The organism is Gluconacetobacter diazotrophicus PA1 5 (genome assembly GCF_000021325.1).
GTDB lineage: Bacteria > Pseudomonadota > Alphaproteobacteria > Acetobacterales > Acetobacteraceae > Gluconacetobacter > Gluconacetobacter diazotrophicus.
The window spans coordinates 776,772-798,616 of record NC_011365.1 but is presented as its reverse complement, the minus strand read 5'-3'; the positions used below and the strand labels follow the sequence as shown (position 1 = coordinate 798,616).

Here is a 21,845-nt window from a genome sequence, read left to right as displayed (position 1 = left end):
TGACGATGGTCAAGACAATGGCGGGCGCCGCCGCGCTGGCGGCTGTCCTGGGCGTGGGGATGGCATCCCCGACGCGGGCGGCGGATATCGTGCGCTACCCCGCCGATCATTTTCCGATCGCCACGGCGATCGAGGTCCCCCCCGGCGCCAGCACGATCTATCTGAGCGGCACGGGCGCGCAGCCGGTGAACAAGTCGGCGAAGCCGATGACGCTGGCCGCCTACGGTGACACCGAGACCCAGGTCCGTGGCGCGCTGACGCAGATTCAGGGCCAACTGGCCAAGCTGAAGCTGACGATGGGCGACGTGGTGCAGATGCACATCTACATGGTCGCCGATCCGAAGCTGGGCAAGATCGACTTCCCGGGAATGATGAAGGCCTATACCGAGTTTTTCGGAACGAAGGCGCAGCCGAACCTGCCGACGCGCTCGGCGTTCGAGGTCGCGCACCTGGCCAACCCCGGCTGGCTGGTCGAAATCGAGGTCACGGCCGTTCGCGCGCACTGATCGCGGTTCCGATATCGTCACGAAATCGTCACAATTGGCCGGCATCGTGGTCTTGCGATGTCCGGCTGTTTCGATCCGGGGCGGCGGAAAGCCGCCACGGTAGCGGAACTTTTGCCGCCGGGCATGGTTGAATCAGGCATTTCCACGGGAGATCCAGCCATGCAGCCAGAGAACAGAGTCGATTCTGACCGGTCCTCCTCCGCGCAGGATCAGGTTAAATCCGCACCGTCCCGCGGTTATCCCCCCGTCGCGGATTCCCTGTGTTTCGAAACCGTGCCGCTCGGCACGCCCAGGGCGCATCGGCCGCCTGCCGAATCATAAGATCTCGTAACGGTTTTTTCCTGTCGTGTGGTTGGGTCCCACGGCAGGAAAATGACCCGATCGCGATCCGCTCCTGGGCAATCGACTGAATCCGGCTTCCAGACGGCCTCTTTTCGTCTATCTGGTATTCTGGTCCGTCCAGAAAACAGGTCGATTGCATTACAGTGTTTGAACCGTCTTCTTTCCCGCCATGTGGCGGTACCCTCCCTCGTGGGATCGCCCCACGCGGGTTGTCGGTGCGCGGGTTATGTAATCCGCATGCGGGGCCGGTCGATTTCGATGTGCCGGGCGGTGCCTGCCTGGTCCTGACCGGCATGTCGGGCGCCGGCAAGACGGTGCTGTTGCGCATGATCGCAGACCTGGACCCCCATCAGGGCGACGTCGCGCTGGACGGCAGGCTGTGCCGTGCGATGCCGGCCCATCTGTGGCGCCGGCAGGTCGTATATTGTCCGGCCGAACCGGGATGGTGGTCGGATTCGGTTCTGGATCACCTGCCCGACGATGCGCGCACGCGCGACCTGCTGGCGCGGGCCGGGCTGCGCGACGGCCTGCTGCGCGATCCGCTGCACCGCCTGTCCACCGGCGAGCGGCAGCGCCTGGCCCTGGTGCGCGGCCTGCGCCAGGACCCGCGCGTGCTGCTGCTGGACGAACCCTGTTCGGCGCTGGACGAGGCGACGACGCGCAAGGTGGAAACCATCCTGCACGCCGAGAAGGCCAGGGGGGTGGCGATCGTCCTGATATCGCACGATCCGCGACAGGCCGACCGGATGGCCGACCTTCGGTGCCATATGGAGCATGGCCGCTTCGCCCGGGTGGGTTCGTGACGCCGATCCTGCTGACGACCGGGGACCTGGTCCTGGCGGGTGGCCTGATCGCCGGCTGCATCGTGGTGTCGGTCATGCTGTCGCTGGGTATTCATCGCACGCTGGCGATCGCGGCGGTGCGCATGGCCGCCCAACTGATCCTGACCGGCAGCGTGCTGGTGTTCGTGTTCGGAAAATCGTCGATCTGGCTGACCCTGCTGGTGGTGGCGTTCATGTTCGCCGCCGCGTCCTGCGAGGTCGGGTCCCGCCAACTTGTCCGCCTGACGCCGGGCTGGCATTTCGGTATCGGCGGGGTCAGTACGGCGGCCGGGACAAGTGTTGTGGTGCTGGTGGGGCTGCTGACGGCGTTGCAGCCGCACCCCTGGTACCAGGCGCGCACGGCCATCCCCATGACCGGGCTGCTGCTGGGCAATGTGATGAACGCGACCAGCCTGTCGATGAACACGCTGCTGTCCTCGGTCGTGGGCGAGCGCGCGGCGATCGAGGCCCGGATCATCCTGGGCGCGACGCGGGCCGCGGCGATGAACAGCCTGATCCGCCGGGCGATCCGCACCGCGCTGATCCCCACGCTGAACCAGATGGCGGCGGCCGGGATCGTGACCCTGCCCGGGATCATGACCGGCCAGATCCTGGCCGGCATGAATCCGCTGGAGGCATCGAAATACCAGATCGTGCTGATGAGCCTGATCGTCACCGGCAATATGATCGGCGCCGTCCTGTCGGCCGGACTGACGGCGGCACGGCTGAGCGACGCCCGCGGGCGGCTGCGGCTGGAGCATCTGCGCGCCTGACCGGCCGCCCGCCGCCCGTTCGATCACCCCGTTACGGAACGGCCCGGTCCAGTTCCGGCACCGTCCGGTTCGCCGCGGCGGCGCCGTTCTTGGCCACCCGGCGCCAGCGATGCAGCGTGGACTCGGTATAGCCGTTGGGCTGGGTCACGCCCTTGAACACCAGGTCCGACGCGGCGCGGAAGGCCGGGCCGCCTGCGTTGTCGGCCAGCGGGCGATAGCCGGGCTCGTCGCGATTCTGCCCGTCCACGATGGCGGCCATGCGGATCATGGACGCCCGGACCTCGTCTTGCGACACCACGCCGTGATGCAGCCAGTTCGCGACGTGCTGCGAGGAAATGCGCAGCGTCGCGCGGTCCTCCATCAGGCCGACATCGTCCAGGTCCGGCACCTTGGAACAGCCGATGCCCATATCCACCCACCGGACGACATAACCCAGGATGCCCTGCAGGTTGTTGTCCAGTTCGGCCCGGCGCTCCGCCGCCGACCACGCCGCCGGATCGGCCAGCGGCAGGGTCATCAGCCCCTTGATGGCGGCCGGCGGCACGTTTTCCATCCGCGCCTGCACCGTCGCCACGTCGACGAAGTGATAATGCAGCGCATGCAGCGTCGCCGCGGTGGGCGAGGGCACCCAGGCCGTATTGGCGCCCGCGCGGGGGTGGGCGATCTTCTGGGTCATCATGTCGGCCATGCGGTCCGGCATCGCCCACATGCCCTTGCCGATCTGGGCATGGTCCTTCAGCCCGCAGGCCAGGCCGATCGCGACGTTGCGCTGTTCGTATGCCGCCATCCACGGCTCGGCGCGCATGTCGGCCTTGCGCACCACGGGGCCGGCCTGCATGCAGTAATGGATCTCGTCCCCCGTGCGGTCCAGGAAACCGGTATTGATGAACACCACCCGCTCGCGCGCGGCCTGGATGCACGCGGCCAGGTTGGCGCTGGTCCGCCGTTCCTCGTCCATGATGCCCATCTTGATGGTGTTCGGCCCCAGGCCCAGCACCCGTTCGACGCGCGCGAACAGGGCGTCGGACAAGGCGACCTCTTCCGGCCCGTGCATCTTGGGCTTGACGATATAGATCGATCCCGTCCGGCTGTTGGTGGTGCGCGACGTTCCGCGCAGGTCGTGCAGGGCGATGGCGGCGGTCACGGCGGCGTCCAGCACGCCCTCGGGCACCGGGTGGCCGCCAGTGTCCACGATCGCATCGGTGAACATGTGGTGGCCGACATTGCGGATCAGCATCAGGCTGCGCCCCGGCAGCACCAGCGGCGTGCCGTCGGGCGCGGTGTAATGCCGGTCGGGGGCCAGGCGCCGTTCCAGCAGGCGCCCGCCCTTGCGGAACGACGCGGTCAGGGTGCCCTGCATCAGGCCCAGCCAGTTGCGATAGACCTGGATCTTGTCCTCGACATCGACTGCCGAAACGCTGTCCTCGCAATCCATGATGGTGCTGATCGCGGATTCCGCGATCACGTCGGATATCCCGGCGCGGTCCCGGCTGCCGATCGGCGATGTCGGGTCGAAGCGCAGTTCCAGATGCAGGCCGTGATTGCGCAGCAGGACCACCCGGGGCGCGTCCGGCGGTCCCTGGAATCCGGCGAACTGTGCCGGACGGCGCAGGCCGGCCGGCGGCGCGCCGTCGTCGAGCGCCGCCGTCAACCGGCCGTCCTCGACCCGATAGCGCGCGACGTCGGCGTGGCTGCCGCGCGTCAGCGGCATGATTTCGTCCAGCAGCAGCCGTACCCGCCGGATCACCCGCTCGCCGCGCTGCGTGTCATAGCCGGCGGTGGGAACGCCTTGCATGTCGTACGGCTCGGCGTCGGTGCCGTAGAACGCGTCATACAGGCTGCCCCAGCGGGCGTTGGCGGCATTCAGCGCATAGCGGGCGTTGGTGACGGGAACCACAAGCTGGGGCCCGGCGATGCGCGCGATTTCGGCATCGACGTCACGGGTGGCGATCGACACGCTCTCCGGCTCGCGCTCCAGATAGCCGACGGTGCGCAGCAGGTCGATCTGCGCGCCGACATCGCCGGGATCGAATCCGGGTGCGGTCAGCAGATGGTCCACGGCCTGCTGCAACAGGCGGCGGCGCGCCAGGGCGTTCAGGATCTTCGGCGTGAAATGGGTGATGATGTCCGACAGGCCCATCCAGAACCGGTCGGCGGAAACGCCGGTTCCCGGCAGGACTTCGTGCGTGACGAAGGCATCGAGGGCATGATGGATGCGAAGCTGGCCGATCGTGCGACGGGACATGGTCTTTCCCCTTTTCGGGCCCTTTTTCGGGTCTGTCTTCCGGTGTCTGGTCTGTGGTCGGGTCTGCGGTCGGGTTCGGCGGCCGGGCACGCGGCCCGGCCGCCCCCGGCCGCCGGTTCATCAGACCGGCGTCTTGTTCCGGTCGAAGGACAGGTCGGCATGGAACTGCTTGGTCTCGGTCGAACCGGCCATCGCGGCGGTCGAGGTATGGCCGCCGCCGGCCACGGTCGCGACCGCGTCGAACCAGCCGGTCCCGACCTCGCGCTGGTGGCGGGTGGCGGTGTAGCCGTCGACCTCGGCGCTGAACTCGGCTTCCTGCAACTCGGAATAGGCGGCCATGCCGCGTTCCGCGTAGCCATGCGCCAGCTTGAACATCGAATAGTTCAGGCTGTGGAAGCCCGCCAGGGTGACGAACTGGAACTTGTAGCCCATCGCCCCGATCCGGCGCTGGAAGTCCGCGATGTCGCGCGCCGACAGCTTCTTCTTCCAGTTGAAGGACGGCGAGCAGTTATAGGCCAGCATCTTGCCGGGGAACTGCTTGTGGATGGCCTCGGCGAACTGCCGGGCTTCCTCCAGGTTCGGCTCGGACGTCTCCCACCACAGCAGGTCGCAATAGGGCGCATAGGCCAGCGAACGGGCGATGGCGTATTCGACGCCCAGCCCCTCGCGGATGCGGAAGAAGCCTTCCCGCGTGCGCTCGCCGGTCAGGAACGGATGGTCGCGCTCGTCGATGTCCGAGGTCAGGAGCTGCGCCGCGTGGCTGTCGGTGCGGCAGATCAGGACCGTGGGCACCCCCTCGACATCCGCCGCCAGCCGCGCCGCGTTCAGCGAGCGGATATGCTGCGCGATCGGGATCAGCACCTTGCCGCCCAGATGGCCGCATTTCTTTTCCGAGGCCAACTGGTCCTCGAAATGCACGCCCGCCGCGCCGGCCGCGATCAGGGCGCGCATCAGCTCGAAGACGTTCAGCGGGCCGCCGAACCCGGCCTCGGCATCCGCGACGATGGGGGCCATCCAGTACTGGCCGCGATCGCCCTCCTGCGTCGCGATCTCGTCACAGCGGCGCAGGGCGTTGTTGATGCGCCGCACCACGGTGGGCACCGAATTCACGGGGTACAGCGACTGGTCGGGATACATCTCGCCCGCCACGTTGGCGTCGGCCGCGACCTGCCAGCCGGACAGGTAGATGGCCTTCAGCCCCGCCTTGACCTGCTGCATCGCCTGGTTGCCCGTCAGCGCGCCCAGCGCGTTGATGTAGGGTTCGGTCTTCAGCAGGTGCCACAGGCGCGCGGCACCCATTTCAGCCAGGGTGTGGCGGATGCGGAACGAGCCGGAGAGCGTCGCCACGTCGCGCGCGTCATAATCGCGCTTGATGCCCGCGAAGCGCTCGGGGTCGGCCATGAAGGCGGCAATGGTGTCGATGGACATTGACGGATCTCCCTTTTCGATCGTCTGTTCCATCATTTAATGAGAAGGGATAATGATATGCCATGTAAAACAGGATAGCGTATCATGAATGGTGTAAAATTATTTACATACTGTTTTGAATATTTGTAAAAAGAGTAAATCGCCATGGCGCCGACCCGCATCGGTCACATCATTCGCCGGCTTCGGTCCGAGCGGTCCCTGTCGCAGCAGGGGCTGGCGACGCGGCTGGGCATTTCGCCCAGCTACCTGAACCTGATCGAACACGATCAGCGCAGCGTCACGGCCTCGCTGCTGATCAAGCTGACCCGGGCGCTGGACGTATCCATCGAAGCCCTGTCCGGCGTGGACGAACAGCGATTGCGGGGATTGCTGCACGAGGCCCTGTCCGACCCGCTGCTGGGCGCGCACGCGGTGCCGGCGCAGGAGATCGCGGTCCTGGCGGCACAACCCGAGGCCGCGCGGGCGGTGCTGACCCTGCATCAGGCCTTTCGTGCCGCCCATCATGACGCGACACGCCTGATGCTGCCGACCGGCACGCGGGTCATCCTGCCGCAGGAAGAAGCACGGCTGGTCTATGACGAGCGGCTGAACTTCTTCCCGGAACTGGAGGCGGCGGCCGAACAGGTGCGCGCCGACATGGCCCGCGCGGCGCGGCTGCCGGACGGCGAGGCCCTGCCGCCGTCGGAAAGCAACCACATGATCGCGACCCGGCTGCGCCAGCACCACGGCATCGTGGTGCGGATCGCGGCCCTGGACGGCGCGTTCCGCCGTTACGATCCCGACAGCCGGCTTCTGCAGCTTTCCGATCTGCTGCCGCGTGAAAGCCGGGGGTTCCAGCTGGCCTTCCAACTGATGCTGATCGAGGGACGCGACGCGATCGAGCATCTGCTGCAGGATATCGCACCCAGCACGCAGGAGGCGCGGATCGTCATCCAGATCGGGCTGGTGAACTACGCGGCGGCGGCATTGCTGATGCCCTATTCGCCCTTCCTGGCCGCGGCAACGGCCCTGCGCCACGATCTGGACATCCTGTCCGCGCGGTTCGGCGTATCCTACCAGCAGGCGGCGCAGCGCCTGTCCACATTGCAGAAACCCGGCGAACGCGGGGTGCCGTTCTTCTTCGTGCGGACCGATCCGGCGGGGAACATGACGAAGAGCTTTTCCGCCTGCGGCTTTCCGGTGCCGCGCCAGGGCCATTCCTGCCCGCAATGGAATGCCAATACCTGCTTTTCCACCCCCGGCGTGATCCAGGCGCAGGTGGCGCAGTTCACCGACGGCCGGACCTTTCTGTGTTTCGCGCGGACCGTGACGGGCATTTCCACCGGCTGGAACGACGTGCAGCCCGTTCATGCCGTGGCCATGGGCTGCGACATCACCCGCGCTGCCGAAATCGTGTATTCCGATCGCCTGAATTTACAGGCGCCGGCGATTCCTGTCGGTATATCCTGCCATTTATGTGATTGGACCGAATGTCGTTCGCGGGCCTTTCCTCCCCTGCATCACCGGTTGGCGCCCGACGTCAACCAGCGGGATTCGCTGCCGTTCACATTCGCACCCGAACCGCCGGGGTGATCTGCCATGAAGGGGGCGGGAATGGGCTCGTCTCCCAAGGGTGAAACCGTTATATTCACCGTCTATACCCTCCCATTCAAGAAGCCGGATTCCCTACCGGCCATGACAGGCGAATAGAATAAACCGTGATACACGCAGAGACCTTTCCCGTTCCACCCTCGTTCGCGGCACAGGCTGCCGTCGATGCCCCCCGCCTGCGCCAGATGACCGATGCCGCGTCGCAGCATCCCGATCAGTTCTGGCTGGACCAGGCCGGGCGCATCGACTGGGCGGTCCGGCCGACGACCGCGTCGTCCTCGACCTTCGGGGGCGACGTGGCGATACGCTGGTTCGCCGACGGCACGCTGAACGCCAGCGCCAATTGCCTGGACCGCCACCTGGCGACGCGGGGCGATCAGGTCGCGCTGATCTGGCAGGGGCAGGATCAGGGACAGGTCGAACGCCTGACCTACCGGGCGCTGCACCAGCGCGTGTGCCGGATGGCCAACGTCCTGCGCGGGCTGGGCGTCGGGCGGGGCGACCGGGTGGCGATCCACCTGCCGATGGTGATCGAGGGCGTGGTCGCGATGCTGGCCTGCGCGCGGATCGGCGCGGTGCATGTCGTGCTGTTCGGCGGGTTCTCGGCGGAAGGGCTGGCCGACCGCCTGGTCAACAGCGGGGCGGCGGTGGTGATCACCGCCGACGAGGGACGGCGCGGCGCCAAGCGCATTCCGCTGAAGGCCACGATGGACGACGCCGTGGCCCGTGACGGCGTGCAGGTGCGCCACGTGCTGGTCCTGGCCGTGACCGGGGCGGCGGTACCGATGCACGCGGGCCGCGACCTGCCGCTGAACCCGCTGCTGGCGCAGGCTGCGGAGGACTGCCCGGCCGAAATCATGGGGGCCGAGGACCCGCTGTTCGTCCTCTATACCTCGGGCAGCACCGGCAAGCCGAAGGGCATGGTCCACACCACCGGCGGCTACATGGTCTGGGCGTCCTATACCCACGAACTGGTCTTCGACCACCGGGCGGGCGACGTGTTCTGGTGTACGGCGGACATCAGCTGGATCACCGGCCACACCTATGTCGTCTACGGCCCGCTGGCCAATGGCAGCACCGTCGTGCTGTTCGAGGGGCTGCCGTCCCACCCCGCTCCGGGCCGGTGGTGGGAGGTGATCGACACCCACAAGGTCACGACCTTCTACACCGCGCCGACCGCGATCCGCGCGCTGATGCGCGACGGCGACGACGTGGTGGACCGCTACGCGCTGGACAGCCTGCGCCTGCTGGGCAGCGTGGGCGAACCGATCAGTGCCGATGCGTGGCTGTGGTTTCACGAGAAGGTCGGGCGCGGACGCTGCCCGGTGGTCGATACCTGGTGGCAAACCGAAACCGGCGGCATCCTGATCGCCCCGGTGCCCGGCGCGGTGCCGCAGAAGCCCGGGGCGGCGACCCTGCCGCTGCCGGGCGTAGCCTGCGTCCTGCTGACGGACAAGGGCGCGGTGATCGAGGGCGAGGGCGAGGGCTGCCTGTGCGTGGCACGATCCTGGCCCGGGCAGGCCCGGACGATCTGGGCCGACCATGCGCGGTTCCGCCAGACCTATTTCACCTTCAGCCCCGGCTATTATTTCTCGGGCGACGGGGCGCGGCGCGACGCCGACGGCTATTACTGGATCACCGGGCGGATCGACGACGTCATCAACGTGTCCGGCCACCGTATCGGCACGGCCGAAATCGAGGACGTGGTGGCCACCGACCATCGCTTCGTGGAATGCGCGGCGGTAGGCATCCCCCATGACCTGAAGGGGCAGGGACTGGTGGTGTTCGCGGTCGCGCGCGACATGGCCGAGCCCGGCCTGGCCGAGGCCGCGGCGCTGGCCGTCACCAGGGGCGTGGGGCGCTACGCGGTGCCGGAGCGCGTCTATCTGGTGCCCGACCTGCCGAAGACCCGGTCGGGCAAGATCGTGCGGCGGCTGCTGCGCAAGATCGCCTGCCACGAACTGGACGGGCTGGGCGACCTGTCGACGCTGGCCGATCCCACGATCGTGGACCGGCTGATCGCCGAGGTTGCGCGGGTGGCGTAATGGCGGCCTGGGGGAGGGGCGGAATGATGCGATCCGTGCGGTTTTTCGCCGTGCTGGGCCTGGTCGTGGCGGCAGTATGTGCCCCCTCCGGCGGGGCGTGGGCGCGCATGGTGACGCGCCCCGTCGCCTGGACCCTGGACGGCACGCGGTTCGAAAGCGTGCTGATCTATGACGATGCGGTCTCGGCCCGGCGGCCGGGGCTGGTCATGGTGCCCAACTGGCACGGGGTGAACGCCATCGCCATCGACAAGGCGCGGATGATCGCGGGGCGGGATTACGTGATCCTGCTGACGGACATGTACGGTGCCTCGGTCCGGCCCACCGACGATGCGCAGTCGATGGCGGCGGTGAAGCCGCTGATGGGCGATCGGGTCCTGATGCGGCGGCGTGCGGCGCAGGCGCTGGCGGTGCTGAAGTCGCTGGCCGGCACGGCGCCGATCGACCTGTCGCGGCTGGCGGCCATAGGCTTCTGCTTCGGCGGTACGGCGGTGCTGGACCTGGCGCGCAGCGGGGCGGATGTGCGCGCCGTCGTCTCTTTCCACGGCAACCTGACGACCGACGATCCGGGGCTGGCGCGCGGCATCCACGCCGCGGTCCTGGCGATGAACGGGGCCGACGACCGGACGACGTCACCCGATTTCGCATCCTTCCTGGCCGAGATGGGCCAGACGCCGACACCATGGCAGTTCGTGGTCATCGGCCACGCCGTGCATTGCTTCACGGAAACCGAGGCCACGGCGCCCACCGGCCTGTGCCGCTACAACCCCGCCGCGGCCCGGCAGTCCTACGACCTGATGCATCGCTGGCTGGCCGCGCGCTTCGCCGCACCGGGCCCGTAAGCCGTGTCCCGGCGCGCGCTGGTGCTGGCCGGGCTGCTGGGCATCGTTCTGTCAGGCATCCCGGCGGCGCGCGCGCAGGTGGGGTGCGCAGCCGGGCCGTTCGGGTGCGGGGTCAATCCCGCCGAACAGGCGCAGCGGCGCATGCAATTGCAGACGGAAATCCAGCGGCAGGAATTCACCGCCCGGCAGCAGGGGCTGCGGGCGATCGAACGCGACCGCGCGCAACTGGATGCCCTGCGCCGGCAGCAGGAAACTGCGCCCGATGCTACCACGCCCCCGGACAGACAGCGCCAGAAGCAGGCCCTGCAGGCCGATATCGACCGGCAGACCGCCGCGATGCGCGGGCACTTCACCGCCCAGCGGACCGGACCCGGGTCGTGGACCATTCAAAACGGGCAGGGCGCCCCACAGGCCGCCTGCCGTGAGGTCGGCAGCGTGCTGGTCTGTTAGATGTTTTGTCCCGGGATTTGGTGGTGCGGATTATGTATGAACCGTGATGGTTCTTTTTCCCACTGCTGACAAATGAATTCATATGGAGTGAGGCCGCGCAGGGTCTTGAGCCTGCGGGCGAAATTGTAGGCGGTAACGAAGTCGGCGAGGTGTTGACGCAACTGGTCATGTGTTTCGTAGTAGAAGCGCTTGACGGTGGCGTCCTTGATCGTGCGGTTCATCCTCTCGACCTGGCCATTCGTCCAGGGATGTCGCGGCTTTGTCAGTCGATGCTCGATATCGAGATCAGCACAGGCCAGTTCAAAAGAGTGGCACCGGAACAGGACACCATCCGCCCGCATGGCCTTGATGTCTTCGGGTGTCCATCCATTGCCGGCCGGATCGGTAAAATGCGTGCCGTTATCGGTCAGCACGGTATGGATGCGGTAGGGAACCGCAGCGGCCAGAGCACGCAGGAAGTCACCGGCAACGCGACGTGTCGCTTTCTCGTGCAATTGGACAAAAGCGAATTTCGAGGTCCGGTCGATCGCCACCAGAAGATAAAGGCGCCCCATTTCAGTGCGGACTTCAGCAATGTCGATGTGAAAATAGCCGATCGGATAACTCTTGAACTTCGACCGTTTTGGTTTGTCGCCTTCGGTCTCGGGCAGGCGGCTGATCCCATGGCGCTGAAAACAACGGTGCAGGGAAGATCGCGTCAGATGCGGGATCGTCGCCTGAAGCGCATAAAGGCAATCATCAAGAGGCAGCAGGGTATGGCGACGGAAGGCCACAACGATCGCTTCTTCTTCGGTCGACAGGATGGTTGAGGATGCGACCTTCGGACCGGTGCGTCGATCCGACGTATCGGTCCGCCCCTTCCATTTGGCGACCGTCTTCGGGTTGATCCCGTAGCGTTTCGCCAGAACCCTCAGGCTCTCTTGACTATGTTGTATCGCTCGACGGACTGCCGCTGTCGTCGTGGCGCTTCCGTGGTGAACCTGGCCCATAGCGCATCCTTCCACTCATGTGAAAATAATGCACCACCAAATCCCGGGACCAAACAGTTAGAGCAATCGGTCATTCCCCCTTGGCGTAGAGTTCCTTGGCGTTGCTCGCATCGATGCGCTGCGTCGGCACCGTGACCAGGCGCGGGACGGACGATGCGCAGTCGATCAGGATCTTCTTGGCCAGGTCCAGGGCTTCGGCGGCACCGGTGGGGTACACGTAGGTCGCCGTCCATTGACCCTCGGCCACCGCGCGGATGCCGCCGGATGGTCCCGGCAGTCCGTCGGTCCCGATGATCTTGACCTGGCCGAGCTTGCCGGCCTGCTTCACCGCGATATAGGCGCCTGCCGCGGCCAGATCGTTGCTGGTATAGACCAGCTTGATGTCCGGATGGGCCTGCAGCATCGCGGAAAACACTTCCACCGCCTTGTCCTGCATCCAGTCGACCGGCTGGACCGCGATGATCTTCACCTTGGGGTTGGTGGAAATCCCGGCCTTGAAGCCCTCCAGCCGTTCGATCGCCGGCGAGGAACTGGGCAGCCCCTCCAGAATCGCGACGTCGCCGCCATCGGGCAGCAGGCTTGCCGCATACAGGCCCGCTTCATGCGCGATGGCGCGATTATCGCCGCTGACGAAGCTGGTGAATTTTTCGCCCGTCGTCCTGCGGTCCAGTTCGATGACCGGGATACCCTTGTCGTAGACGGCACTGACGGCCGGGGTCAGCGGCGCGGCCTCGAACGCCGAGACGAACAGGATATCGACCTGCTGCGTCAGGAAATTCTCGACCTGCGAGACCTGGGTATTGTCGTTGGCCTGGCCGTCGGCGATGACGAGCTTGAATTGCGGATAATTCTTCACCAGGCGCTGAAGTTCATGATCCACGTGCGCCCGGTACGGTTCCTTGAAGTTGGCCTGCGAGAACCCGATGACATAGCTCTTGTTCGGCCCGCACTCCTTCGCCAGCGGGGCGGCCGCCGCCGCCAGCGGGAAGAGGAGCGCCAGGCCGACGACAGGGGCAATCCTGACAATCATCGTTTTGTCTTTCTTGTTCTTGTTTTTGGTTTCAACGGATGATTTCACGCGCGCGTGCCGTTTCCGGCGCCGACGAACGTCTGCAGTCCGGCCGCGCCGACGATGATCAGGCCGGTTGCCAGAAGCTGCATCGCGGCACTGACGTCGTTCAGTTGCAGGATATTGGCCAGCGCGCCCAGCATGACGGCCCCGGCGATGGTGCCGACCATGCTGCCGGCGCCCCCGAACAGGTCGGTCCCGCCGATGACAACGGCGGCGATCGCATTCAGTTCGTAGCCGGTACCGTCATTGGGACTCCCGAAGCTGAACTGCCCGGCATGCACGATCCCCGCGACCGCCGCGCAGAAGCCGCTCAGGCCATAGACCGTGACCTTGATCCATCGCAGCGGGATGCCGGACAGCCGGGCGGCGCGTTCATTGCCGCCCACGGCAAAGACATAGCGTCCATACCGCGTTTCATCGAGCAGCAGCGACGCGATGACCGCCAGCACGACAAACACCAGCGTCGCCACGGGAAAGATGTTGCCGAACACGCGCTGGCCCAGAATCGCGAAGGCCGGGGGGGCGTCGCCGGGGCCGGTGCCGTAATTGATGTTGATGAAGTTGTTGTCCGAAGCGATCAGCGCCAGGCCGCGCGCGGCCTGAAGCCCGGCAAGCGTGACGATGAAGGCCTGGATCCGCAGGCGATTGGACAGCACGCCCTGGACCAGCCCGAACGCCGTTCCGATCAGCAGCACCAGCGGCAGGGTGGTGGCGATCCCCCATCCGTGATTGACCATCAGGGACGCGGTCAGCACGCTGGACAGGCCCAGCAGCGCACCGACGGAAAGGTCGATCCCGCCCGAGATGATCACGAAGGTCATGCCCAGCGCCAGGATACCGGTTTCCGAGATCGAACGGACGATGTTGGCGATATTGTCGGGTGCCAGGAACAGGATGTGCCCGTGCCGCCGGGGGGAGAATATGATTCCCCCCGCCGCGACAAGGACCAGGCCCAGAAGGCTCTGGAACCGGACCAGCCACGCCAGCCGCGCACGGAGCGGGCGCGGTGCCGAACGGGGCGGGCCGGATGCCGCGTCGGTCACGCTCATGCGGCGACCCCGCCTTCCAGGGCCGCGCCACGAAGCGCATCCTCGCCTGTGTCGGCCGCGAAATCGGCAACCGTGACGCCGTGATTCATGACCACGATCCGATCGCACAGCCCGATCAGTTCCGGCAGTTCCGACGAGGCGACCAGCACGCCCAGACCCTGCGCCGTCAGCGCCCGCAACTGGAAATAGATGTCGCTCTTGGCCCCGACATCCACGCCGCGCGTCGGTTCGTCCAGCAGCAGGATCTTCGGTGTCGTCAGCAATTCCTTCGCGAAGACGATCTTCTGCTGGTTGCCGCCGGACAGGTTGACGACCTTCGCGTCCGGCCGTCGTGGCCGGATGTCGAAGCGGTCGATCGCGCCCTTGACCACCATCCGTTCGCGCACGGGGGCGGCCATGCCCCAGGGTGTGACCCGTGCCAGGGTGGACATGACGACATTGCGTCCGACGCTCTGGCCCAGCATCAGGCCCGCACCCCGGCGATCGTCCGTGACGTAGGCCAGGCCCGCGCGCCGCGCCCGGGCGACCGAACCCAGCCGGGCGGCGCGGCCGGCGATTTCGACGGTGCCCTCCCACGTGCCGCGTGCCTCGAAGCCATAGAGCGCGGAGAGAAGTTCCGTCCGCCCTGCGCCCGTCCGGCCCGACAGGCCCACGATCTCGCCGGCATGCACGCACAGCGAAACGTCCTGCGGTGCCTGCCATCCCGCCCGTGGAACGGTGGGCACGAATCGCGCATGGTCCAGGCGCAGCAGCGGCGGGCCGACCTGCGTTGCCCTGGGCGGAAAAAGATCCTTGAAGTCGCGTCCCACCAGCATGTGCACCAGCGTCGCCTGCGGCGCATCGGGCGCGGCCTCGCCCACGACCGCGCCGTCGCGCATGACCGTCACGCGGTCGGCGATCTGCGGCACTTCCTCCAGGCGATGGGAAATATAGATGATGCCGACGCCGCGCCCGCGCAGTTCGCGAATGGTGGCGAACAGATGCTCGGCTTCCCCGGCAGAGAGCGCGGCTGTCGGTTCGTCCAGGATCAGCACCCGTGCCTCCGCACCCAGTGCCTTGGCGATCGAGACCAGTTGTCGCTCCCCCATGCGCAGCGAGGACATGCGCAGCGCGGGGTCCAGGTCGACCCCCGCGCGCGCCAGAAGGGCGCGCGCATCGCGCCGCATGCGGGCATGGGCCAGTGTATGCATTCCCGTGACGGGCTCGTGCCCCAGGAACAGGTTGGCGGCGATGTCGAGACCGGGCACGAGGTCCAGTTCCTGCGGGATCATGACGATGCCCGCCGCCTGCGCGTCACGCGGCGTGTGGAAATGAACCGGTTCGCCATTCAGCAGGAAGCGGCCGTCGTCGGGGCGGGTGGCGCCGCTGACGACGCCCATCAGCGTACTCTTGCCCGCGCCATTCTCGCCCAGCAGCACGTGGACCTCGCCCGCAAGCAGGGTGAAATCGACACCCCGCAATGCATGGACGCCGCCGAAATGCTTCTCGATACCGACAAGCTGCAACAGCGGCGTTGTCATGGGGCGGTGCCCTCGCATGCCGGCCGTTGATCGGCCGTGCTTTTTGTTCGCTCCCTATAGCGCTGGAGACGGGGTTTTTTTGCCCGTCTTCCGGATCACCATGCCGCGATCAGCGAATCAGCCCGACCGTTTCTTGCCGCTCGGGATATCCTGCCGGTTCCACCAGCCACCGCCCAGGGCCTGGAACAGGCCGGCAGTGTCGGACAGGCGGGCGGCGCGGGCCTGGACCAGGGCCAGGCGGGCCTGCAATTCGGTCTGCTGGGCGGTCAGCAGCGCGACCTGGCTGACATCGCCCAGGCCCAGGCGCGCGTGGGTGATGCCCAGGCTGCGCGCTGCCGCCTTTTCGGCATTGGCATTGGCCGCCAGGGCCGAGGCATCGGCTCGGACGGCGTTCAGGCTGTCGGTGACGTCCTGCACGGCGGTCACGACCGCCGCACGGTATTGCGCGGCACTTTCCTTGTAGGCCGCGCGGGCGGCGCGTTCCTCATGCAGCAACTGTCCGCCCTGGAACAGGGGCTGGCTCAGCATGCCGGCCAGCATCCACTGGCCGTATCCGGGGGTGAACAATTGCGCGATGGTCGCGGCGGCCACGCCGGGCTGCGCGCTCAACTGGATGTTGGGCAGGCGGTTGGCCACGGCCACGCCCACCTGGGCACAGGCGGCGTGCCAGTTCGCCTCGGCCACCTTGATGTCGGGGCGCTGGTCGATCAGGCGCACCGGCAGGCTGACCGGCAGGTCCTGGGGCAGGGTGAAGGCGTCCAGCGTGAAATCCGGCGTCGGGTCGTCCGGCATGTCGCCGGTCAGGGCGGCGATATGGTCGTGCTGCTGCTGCAATTGCTGCTGCAGGGGCACCAGCATGGCCTGGTCCTGGGCCAACTGGGCGCGCTGCATGGCCACGTCGGCATCCGCCAACTGGCCCAGTGCCTGCTGGCGGATACTGGAATCCAGAATCCGTTGCTGGGCGGCGGTCAGGTCCTTCACGGCGTCGATCTGCGCCCGCAGCGAGGCATAGCCGACCGCCGCCTGCACCACTTCGCCCGTCAGGGTCAGGTACGCGGCCTCAAGCTGGTAGCGCAGGGCATCGCGCTGGGCGGACGATGACTCGATCCCGCGCCGTATGCCGCCCCAGATATCCGGCTGGTAGGAAATGTTCAACTGCGCTGTGTGGACGGTATACAGCCAGCTATTGTTGTTGGGCACCGGCGAGTAGACGCGCGACGTCTTGAACCGGGCCGGGTTGAAACTGGCCGAGATGCTGGGAAACAGGGCGCCCACCGCTGCCGAGCGGTTTTCCTGAGCCACCCGCAGGGCCAGGCTGGCGGCTTCCAGCGTCGGGCTGTGGTCCAGCGCGTGGCGGACCAGGCGGTCCAGGGCCGGGGAATGAAACAAGGTCCACCATTGCCCCGGAATGTCCTGGCCGGGGTTGAAGGTCTGGGCCATGCCGTCCGCGTCGGCCGTGCTGTCGGTATGGGCGGGGCGCCCCGCCTGGGCGAAATGGGTGGACGGTGCGGCGGGGTGCCGGAAGTCCGGCCCCACGGAGCAGCCGCCCAGGACCGGCAGGCCGGCCAGCAGGCCGGCACCGCACATCAGGGTTGCCCCCCGGGCCGGCCAACGCCGGGCGGTACGGGCGGTCATGTCACGCCTCCCTTGCGGGCTTCGCGGCGCGGGTCGCGGCGGGCACACCATTCTTCCAACTCGCAATAATAGGTGGGCAGGATGAACAGGGTCAGCAGGGTGGCGATGCCCAGCCCCCCCACCACCACGGTGGCCAGCCCGCGCTGCACGTCGGTGCCGATGCCGGTGGCCAGCGCCGCGGGCAGCATGCCCATGCTGGCGACGGTCGCGGTCATCAGCACGGGGCGGAACCGTTCGCTCGCCCCCTCCAGCACCGCGTCGCGCAGGGGCATGCCCTCGTCGCGCAGGCGGTTGATGGCCGACACCATGATGATGCCGTTCTGGATGGCGACGCCGAACAGCGCGATGAATCCGACCGCGGTGGCGATGTTCAGCGTCTCGCCGCGCAGGTTCAGTGCCACCAGCCCGCCCAGGGTGGCCATGGGCACCACCGCCAGCACAAGCACTGCCTGCCGGATACGCCCGAACTGGCCGAACAGCAGCACCAGCATCACCGCGAACATGATCCCCAGCGCCACCGTCAGGCGGGCCTGCGCGCGCTGTTCCTGCTGGAAGGTGCCAGCCCATTCCAGATGGTAACGCGCGGCGTCGAAATGGACCTGGCTGTTGATGCGGGCCTGCGCGTCGGCCAGGTACTGCGACAGCGGGCGCTGGCCGTTATCGACGCGGATGGTGATCTGGCGATGGTTCATCTCGTGCGCGATATTGGCCTCGCCGGTCTGCAGCGAGACATGGGCGACCAGCCCCAGCGGGATGCGTGCGCCGTTCAGCCCCGTCAGCGGAATCTGGTTGATGGCGGGCAGGTTGTTGTTCAACTGCCGTTCCATGTGCGCCGTCATGGAATAGATCCGGTCGGCCACATAGACCTGCCCGACCGGGGCGTCGCCGACCATGTTCTGCACGACGTTCATCACGTCGGTCCCGGTGATTCCGTAGCGCGCGGCCGCGGCCCGGTCGACGGTGATGTCCATCTGCGGGATTTCGGGTTCCTGGAAGATCGAGGCGTCGGCGGTCCCGGGAACCTGTTTCAGGATATCGACGACCTGGTTGCCGATCCGACGCAGTTCCTTGAAATCGTCGCCATAGACGCGCAGCACCAGCGGGCTGTGCGCCCCGCCGACCAGGTCGTTCATGTTATCGGCGATCGGCTGGCTGATGCCGAAGCTGATACCCGGGATCTGCGCCAGCCGGTCATGCAGGCGCTTGACGAACTGCACCCGGTTCTCGCCGTGCGGCCAGGTCGCATAGGGCGTCAGGCCGACCGGTGCCTCGATGTGCGAGGGGCTCCAGGGGTCGGTGCCGGAATCGTTGCGGCCAAGCTGGGTCGCCACATAGCTGGTTTCGGGAAAGGCATGGATCGCGGCCCGGATTTCGTCCGCCATGGAACCCGCCTTGTCCAGGGACAGGCCGGAGGGAAGCTGGATCTGCAGCCACAGCGCACCCTCGTCCAGGTCGGGCAGGAATTCGCGGCCGGTGCGCCCGCCCAGCCACAGCACCAGGGCGAAGGCGATCGCCCCGGCCAGATAGGCCGCCCAGGGCCGGTCCACCATATGGCCCAGCCAGCGGCGATAGGCATGGTGCAGCTTTTCCAGCGGGACGTTGTGGAACATGCGGTGCGGCTTGCGCATGGCCAGGTAGGCCAGGGCCGGCGTCAGCGTGATGGCGCACAACAGCGCCCCCAGCAGGGCGAAGCTGACGGTGAAGGCCATCGGCTCGAACAGCTTTCCCTCGGCGCCCTCGAACGCGAACAGCGGGCCATAGGCGACGATGATGATCAGCGTCGCGAAGAAGATCGCCTTGCCGATATGTTTGGTAACCGCAAGGATATCCTCCTCGTCCATCGTGTGGGTCGGGTGTTCCTCGCGGATGCGCAGGATGGCCTCGGTCACGACGATGGCGCCGTCCACGATCACGCCGAAATCGATGGCGCCGAGCGAGAACAGGTTGGCCGGCATTCCCAGCAGGTGCATCACCACGAACACGGTCGCCAGCGCCAGCGGAATGGTGACGGCGGCGACGATGGCGCTGCGCGGGCTGCCCAGGAACAGGACCAGGATCAGGAATACCAGCCCCACGCCCTTGACCACCGTGTCGGTGACCTTGTCGGTCGTGGTCTGCACCAGGCGGTCGCGGTCGATATAGGGGACGATCCGCACGCCCATCGGGGCCAGCCGGGCCTGCAACTGGTCGATGACCCCGTGCAGGTCGTGCAGCACCAGCGACGGATTCTGCTTGCTCAGCATCGTCACGATGCCTTCGATCGTGTCCGAATTGCCGTTCATGCCCAGGATGCCCTCGCGCACCTGGTGGCCGAGCTGCAACTGGCCCAGATCGCGGATCAGGACCGGCACGCCGTTGCGCTGCGTCACCGCGATGGCGCCCATGTCGGCCATGGTGTGGACCATGCCGACGCCACGCACGATATAGGACTGCTCGCCCCGGGTGATGCGGCCGCCGCCGGCATTGGCGTTGTTGGCCTGCAATGCGGTGATGACGTCGTTGACCCCCACCCCGTAGCGGAACAGCGTGGAGGGATTCAGGACGATCTGGTACTCGATGGTGAAGCCGCCGAAATTATTGACGGCGGCCACGCCCTGGACCTGCATCAGGGCCGGGATGACGATCCATTTCTGGATGTCCGACAATTGCATCAGGTTCTTGCTGTCGGATTGCAGCGTATAGCGGTAGATCTCGCCCGACGGTCCGGTGACCGGACCCAGCGAGGGCGTGGCGCCCATCGGCAGCGTGGCCTGCGCCATCTGTTCCGCGACCTGCTGGCGCACGAAATAGACGTCGGTACCGTCACGGAAGATCAGGGTGATCAGCGACAGGCCGAAGGTGGAACTGGATCGGCTGTCCACCAGCCCCGGCGTATTCGCCACCAGGCGTTCCAGCGGAATGGTGATCTGCTGCTCGATCTCCTCCGCCGCCAGGCCGGGAACCTGGGTCGTGATCTGGACGTTGACCGCGCCCAGGTCCGGATAGGCCTCGACCGGGATCTGGTGCCACGCCAGGGCACCCAGAGCGACCAGCACGGCCATGGCGGCAAAGACGATGCGCCGCTGCCGCAGGCAGATCGCGATGAACTGGTTAATCATCGTTCAGCAGCACCGCGCCCTGGGTGACGATCCGCTCGCCCGCCGACAGGCCGGAATCGACCTCGCACAGGTCGCCGTCGTCATAGATGATATCGATATTCCGACGCATGTAGGTGTGTGGGGCGACCTCGACGAACACCGTGACCGTGTCGTTGTTCATCAGCAGCGCCGATTGCGGGACCATGATGCGGGGGGATTGCGGGGCTTCCACCGTCACGGTCGCGAACATGTTGGGCTTCAGCGCGCCGTCCGCGTTGGGCAGTACCACGCGGGCCTGCAGGGTGCGCGTATCCGCGTGCAGCGTCGGTTCGATCGCCGCGATGGCGCCATGCAGCACCTCGCCCGGCAGGCCGGGAACGTAGATGTCGGCCTGCTGGCCGGCCTGGATGGTCGCGACCTCGTTTTCCGGCACGTTGGCCACGGCCCAGACTTCCCGCGTGTCCGCGATCGTCAGCAGCGGCGCGGTCGGGTCCGTGACGTTGGCGCCGGCGGCGGTATTGACCGTCGAAACCACGCCATCGACCGGCGAGACCAGCTTCATCGTGCCGCCGCCGCCCGGCTGGCCGCCCAATGCCGCCAGACGGGCGGTGGCGCGGTCGTCCTCGGCCACGGCCTGCAGGTACGTGCTGCGGGCGGCTTCGATGTCGCGCACGGCACCGCCGCCGGCCTGCGCCACGCCCTGGGCACGGGTCAGCGCGCGGCGGGCGAGGTCGAGCGCCGCCCGGGCCTTGACCTCGTCGGTCGTGGCCTGCGCCATGTCGCCCGAAAGCAGTTCGGCCACGACCTGCCCGCGCGTCACGTGATCACCCGGGGCCACCGGCAGGCTAACGATATGCCCTGCCAGCGGTGCCTGCACGGAAATCGAGCGCGCGGGTTCGGCCATGATCGCGCCGGGGACGGGAATAGCGCGGCTGGGTTTCGTCAGCGTGACCGGGGCGACGGCCAGGCGGGCCGCCATGGGGGAATTTTCCGGAACCGTCAGGCGGCCGTGATCGTCCCGGATCATGGTGGTATTCTCGGCCCGGGCGGCCGACGGCGCGGCCACGGTCGCGGCCAGGAGGAGGGCCGCCAGGCCCCAGGCGGCGATTGACCCGGTGGCTGGCCCGGAAATGGTCGGGGGCATGATGTGGAGCATGGTCTGGTGTCTGGTTGTCCCGGCCGTCTGGCACCCCCGTGTCGTGCGGGTGCCGGCGCATCTGATGGAGAAAAGGATCGGGGCCCCAGGCTTCGGGACCGGTGGTGTGCTCCATGCCTCGACAGCCAGGCCGGCGGACATCGGGTCGTGTGGTGTACAGTCAGGGGCGCGAACCGCCGCACCCGGTTTTCCAGCCATGGCGATAGCGGTCAAGCCCCAGCGGCGCGCGAGGCCAGTAGCCGTGATCACGGGCCTTGTCCATGGCCGCGACAGGCCGGCGCGGCAGTGGGACGATCGCTCACGCCGCC

The 21,845-nt window shown here is 67.2% G+C and carries 16 protein-coding genes; 7 read left to right on the top strand and 9 right to left on the bottom strand.

All coding sequences use genetic code 11. The annotated features are described in order from the left end of the window. The first annotated feature begins 5 nt into the window (after positions 1-5). The 3 genes from GDIA_RS03455 to GDIA_RS03445 all read left to right on the top strand — a co-directional run bounded on the left by GDIA_RS03455 (position 6) and on the right by GDIA_RS03445 (position 2,442). Positions 6-506 carry a RidA family protein gene (locus GDIA_RS03455; protein ID WP_012226461.1) on the top strand — a complete coding sequence of 167 codons (501 nt, stop codon included), beginning with the start codon at positions 6-8 and terminating at the stop codon, positions 504-506. 557 nt (positions 507-1,063) lie between these two features. Beyond that, positions 1,064-1,651 carry an ABC transporter ATP-binding protein gene (locus tag GDIA_RS03450; protein WP_244455091.1) on the top strand — a complete coding sequence of 196 codons (588 nt, stop codon included), beginning with the start codon at positions 1,064-1,066 and terminating at the stop codon, positions 1,649-1,651. Next, a complete protein-coding gene (locus tag GDIA_RS03445) occupies positions 1,648-2,442 on the top strand; it encodes an ABC transporter permease (protein ID WP_012226458.1) in 795 nt (264 codons plus the stop codon). Before GDIA_RS03450 ends, GDIA_RS03445 begins: the two co-directional genes overlap by 4 nt. A gap of 31 nt (positions 2,443-2,473) precedes the next feature. On the opposite strand, the gene GDIA_RS03440 is transcribed toward GDIA_RS03445, so the two are convergent. Then, a complete protein-coding gene (locus GDIA_RS03440; RefSeq protein WP_012553298.1) occupies positions 2,474-4,687 on the bottom strand; it encodes a malate synthase G in 2,214 nt (737 codons plus the stop codon). Between the two features lie 120 nt (positions 4,688-4,807). Next, positions 4,808-6,115: an isocitrate lyase gene (gene aceA, locus GDIA_RS03435; protein ID WP_012553297.1), complete on the bottom strand. Its 1,308-nt coding sequence runs from the start codon at positions 6,113-6,115 to the stop codon at positions 4,808-4,810. 144 nt (positions 6,116-6,259) lie between these two features. Here aceA and GDIA_RS03430 point away from each other — a divergent pair, with 144 nt between their 5' ends. The 4 genes from GDIA_RS03430 (at position 6,260) to GDIA_RS03415 (ending at position 11,039) form a co-directional block, all read left to right on the top strand. Beyond that, entirely contained in the window at positions 6,260-7,687 is a 1,428-nt protein-coding gene (locus GDIA_RS03430) for a helix-turn-helix domain-containing protein (RefSeq protein WP_012553296.1), read from the top strand. Between the two features lie 125 nt (positions 7,688-7,812). Continuing rightward, on the top strand, positions 7,813-9,750 hold the full coding sequence (gene acs / locus GDIA_RS03425) for an acetate--CoA ligase (RefSeq protein ID WP_012553294.1): 1,938 nt from the start codon (positions 7,813-7,815) through the stop codon (positions 9,748-9,750). A 23-nt stretch (positions 9,751-9,773) separates the two neighbouring features. Beyond that, positions 9,774-10,589: a dienelactone hydrolase family protein gene (locus tag GDIA_RS03420; protein ID WP_012553293.1), complete on the top strand. Its 816-nt coding sequence runs from the start codon at positions 9,774-9,776 to the stop codon at positions 10,587-10,589. Positions 10,590-10,592: 3 nt separating this feature from the next. After that, positions 10,593-11,039: a hypothetical protein gene (locus GDIA_RS03415; protein ID WP_012226445.1), complete on the top strand. Its 447-nt coding sequence runs from the start codon at positions 10,593-10,595 to the stop codon at positions 11,037-11,039. On the opposite strand, the gene GDIA_RS03410 is transcribed toward GDIA_RS03415, so the two are convergent. From GDIA_RS03410 to GDIA_RS03380, 7 genes are all read right to left on the bottom strand, one after another. Beyond that, positions 11,036-12,028, bottom strand: coding sequence for an IS481-like element ISGdi9 family transposase (locus tag GDIA_RS03410; RefSeq protein ID WP_012553292.1), 993 nt, complete (start codon positions 12,026-12,028; stop codon positions 11,036-11,038). The genes GDIA_RS03415 and GDIA_RS03410 overlap by 4 nt on opposite strands. Positions 12,029-12,098: 70 nt before the next feature. Beyond that, the gene (locus tag GDIA_RS03405) at positions 12,099-13,058 is read right to left on the bottom strand and encodes a substrate-binding domain-containing protein (RefSeq protein ID WP_173363376.1); all 960 of its coding nucleotides are present in this window, start codon (positions 13,056-13,058) and stop codon (positions 12,099-12,101) included. Between the two features lie 44 nt (positions 13,059-13,102). After that, on the bottom strand, positions 13,103-14,149 hold the full coding sequence (locus GDIA_RS03400; protein WP_012226437.1) for an ABC transporter permease: 1,047 nt from the start codon (positions 14,147-14,149) through the stop codon (positions 13,103-13,105). Beyond that, positions 14,146-15,669, bottom strand: coding sequence for a sugar ABC transporter ATP-binding protein (locus GDIA_RS03395; protein WP_012553291.1), 1,524 nt, complete (start codon positions 15,667-15,669; stop codon positions 14,146-14,148). The genes GDIA_RS03400 and GDIA_RS03395 overlap by 4 nt, the downstream gene beginning before the upstream one ends. Before the next feature lie 117 nt (positions 15,670-15,786). Next, positions 15,787-17,304, bottom strand: coding sequence for an efflux transporter outer membrane subunit (locus tag GDIA_RS03390; protein WP_012226435.1), 1,518 nt, complete (start codon positions 17,302-17,304; stop codon positions 15,787-15,789). Next, positions 17,301-20,402 carry an efflux RND transporter permease subunit gene (locus GDIA_RS03385; RefSeq protein WP_012226434.1) on the bottom strand — a complete coding sequence of 1,034 codons (3,102 nt, stop codon included), beginning with the start codon at positions 20,400-20,402 and terminating at the stop codon, positions 17,301-17,303. The genes GDIA_RS03390 and GDIA_RS03385 overlap by 4 nt, the downstream gene beginning before the upstream one ends. Continuing rightward, the gene (locus tag GDIA_RS03380; RefSeq protein ID WP_012226433.1) at positions 20,395-21,537 is read right to left on the bottom strand and encodes an efflux RND transporter periplasmic adaptor subunit; all 1,143 of its coding nucleotides are present in this window, start codon (positions 21,535-21,537) and stop codon (positions 20,395-20,397) included. Before GDIA_RS03380 ends, GDIA_RS03385 begins: the two co-directional genes overlap by 8 nt. Between the last annotated feature and the right edge of the window lie 308 nt (positions 21,538-21,845).

Bases quoted from the DNA above. Each gene is read 5' to 3' on its own strand.
- GDIA_RS03455 (WP_012226461.1), top strand. From the start codon at position 6: ATGGTCAAGACAATGGCGGGCGCCGCCGCGCTGGCGGCTGTCCTGGGC.
- GDIA_RS03440 (WP_012553298.1), bottom strand. From the start codon at position 4,687: ATGTCCCGTCGCACGATCGGCCAGCTTCGCATCCATCATGCCCTCGAT.
- aceA (WP_012553297.1), bottom strand. From the start codon at position 6,115: ATGTCCATCGACACCATTGCCGCCTTCATGGCCGACCCCGAGCGCTTC.
- GDIA_RS03430 (WP_012553296.1), top strand. From the start codon at position 6,260: ATGGCGCCGACCCGCATCGGTCACATCATTCGCCGGCTTCGGTCCGAG.
- GDIA_RS03420 (WP_012553293.1), top strand. From the start codon at position 9,774: ATGATGCGATCCGTGCGGTTTTTCGCCGTGCTGGGCCTGGTCGTGGCG.
- GDIA_RS03410 (WP_012553292.1), bottom strand. From the start codon at position 12,028: ATGGGCCAGGTTCACCACGGAAGCGCCACGACGACAGCGGCAGTCCGT.
- GDIA_RS03405 (WP_173363376.1), bottom strand. From the start codon at position 13,058: ATGATTGTCAGGATTGCCCCTGTCGTCGGCCTGGCGCTCCTCTTCCCG.
- GDIA_RS03400 (WP_012226437.1), bottom strand. From the start codon at position 14,149: ATGAGCGTGACCGACGCGGCATCCGGCCCGCCCCGTTCGGCACCGCGC.
- GDIA_RS03395 (WP_012553291.1), bottom strand. From the start codon at position 15,669: ATGACAACGCCGCTGTTGCAGCTTGTCGGTATCGAGAAGCATTTCGGC.
- GDIA_RS03390 (WP_012226435.1), bottom strand. From the start codon at position 17,304: ATGACCGCCCGTACCGCCCGGCGTTGGCCGGCCCGGGGGGCAACCCTG.
- GDIA_RS03385 (WP_012226434.1), bottom strand. From the start codon at position 20,402: ATGATTAACCAGTTCATCGCGATCTGCCTGCGGCAGCGGCGCATCGTC.
- GDIA_RS03380 (WP_012226433.1), bottom strand. From the start codon at position 21,537: ATGCTCCACATCATGCCCCCGACCATTTCCGGGCCAGCCACCGGGTCA.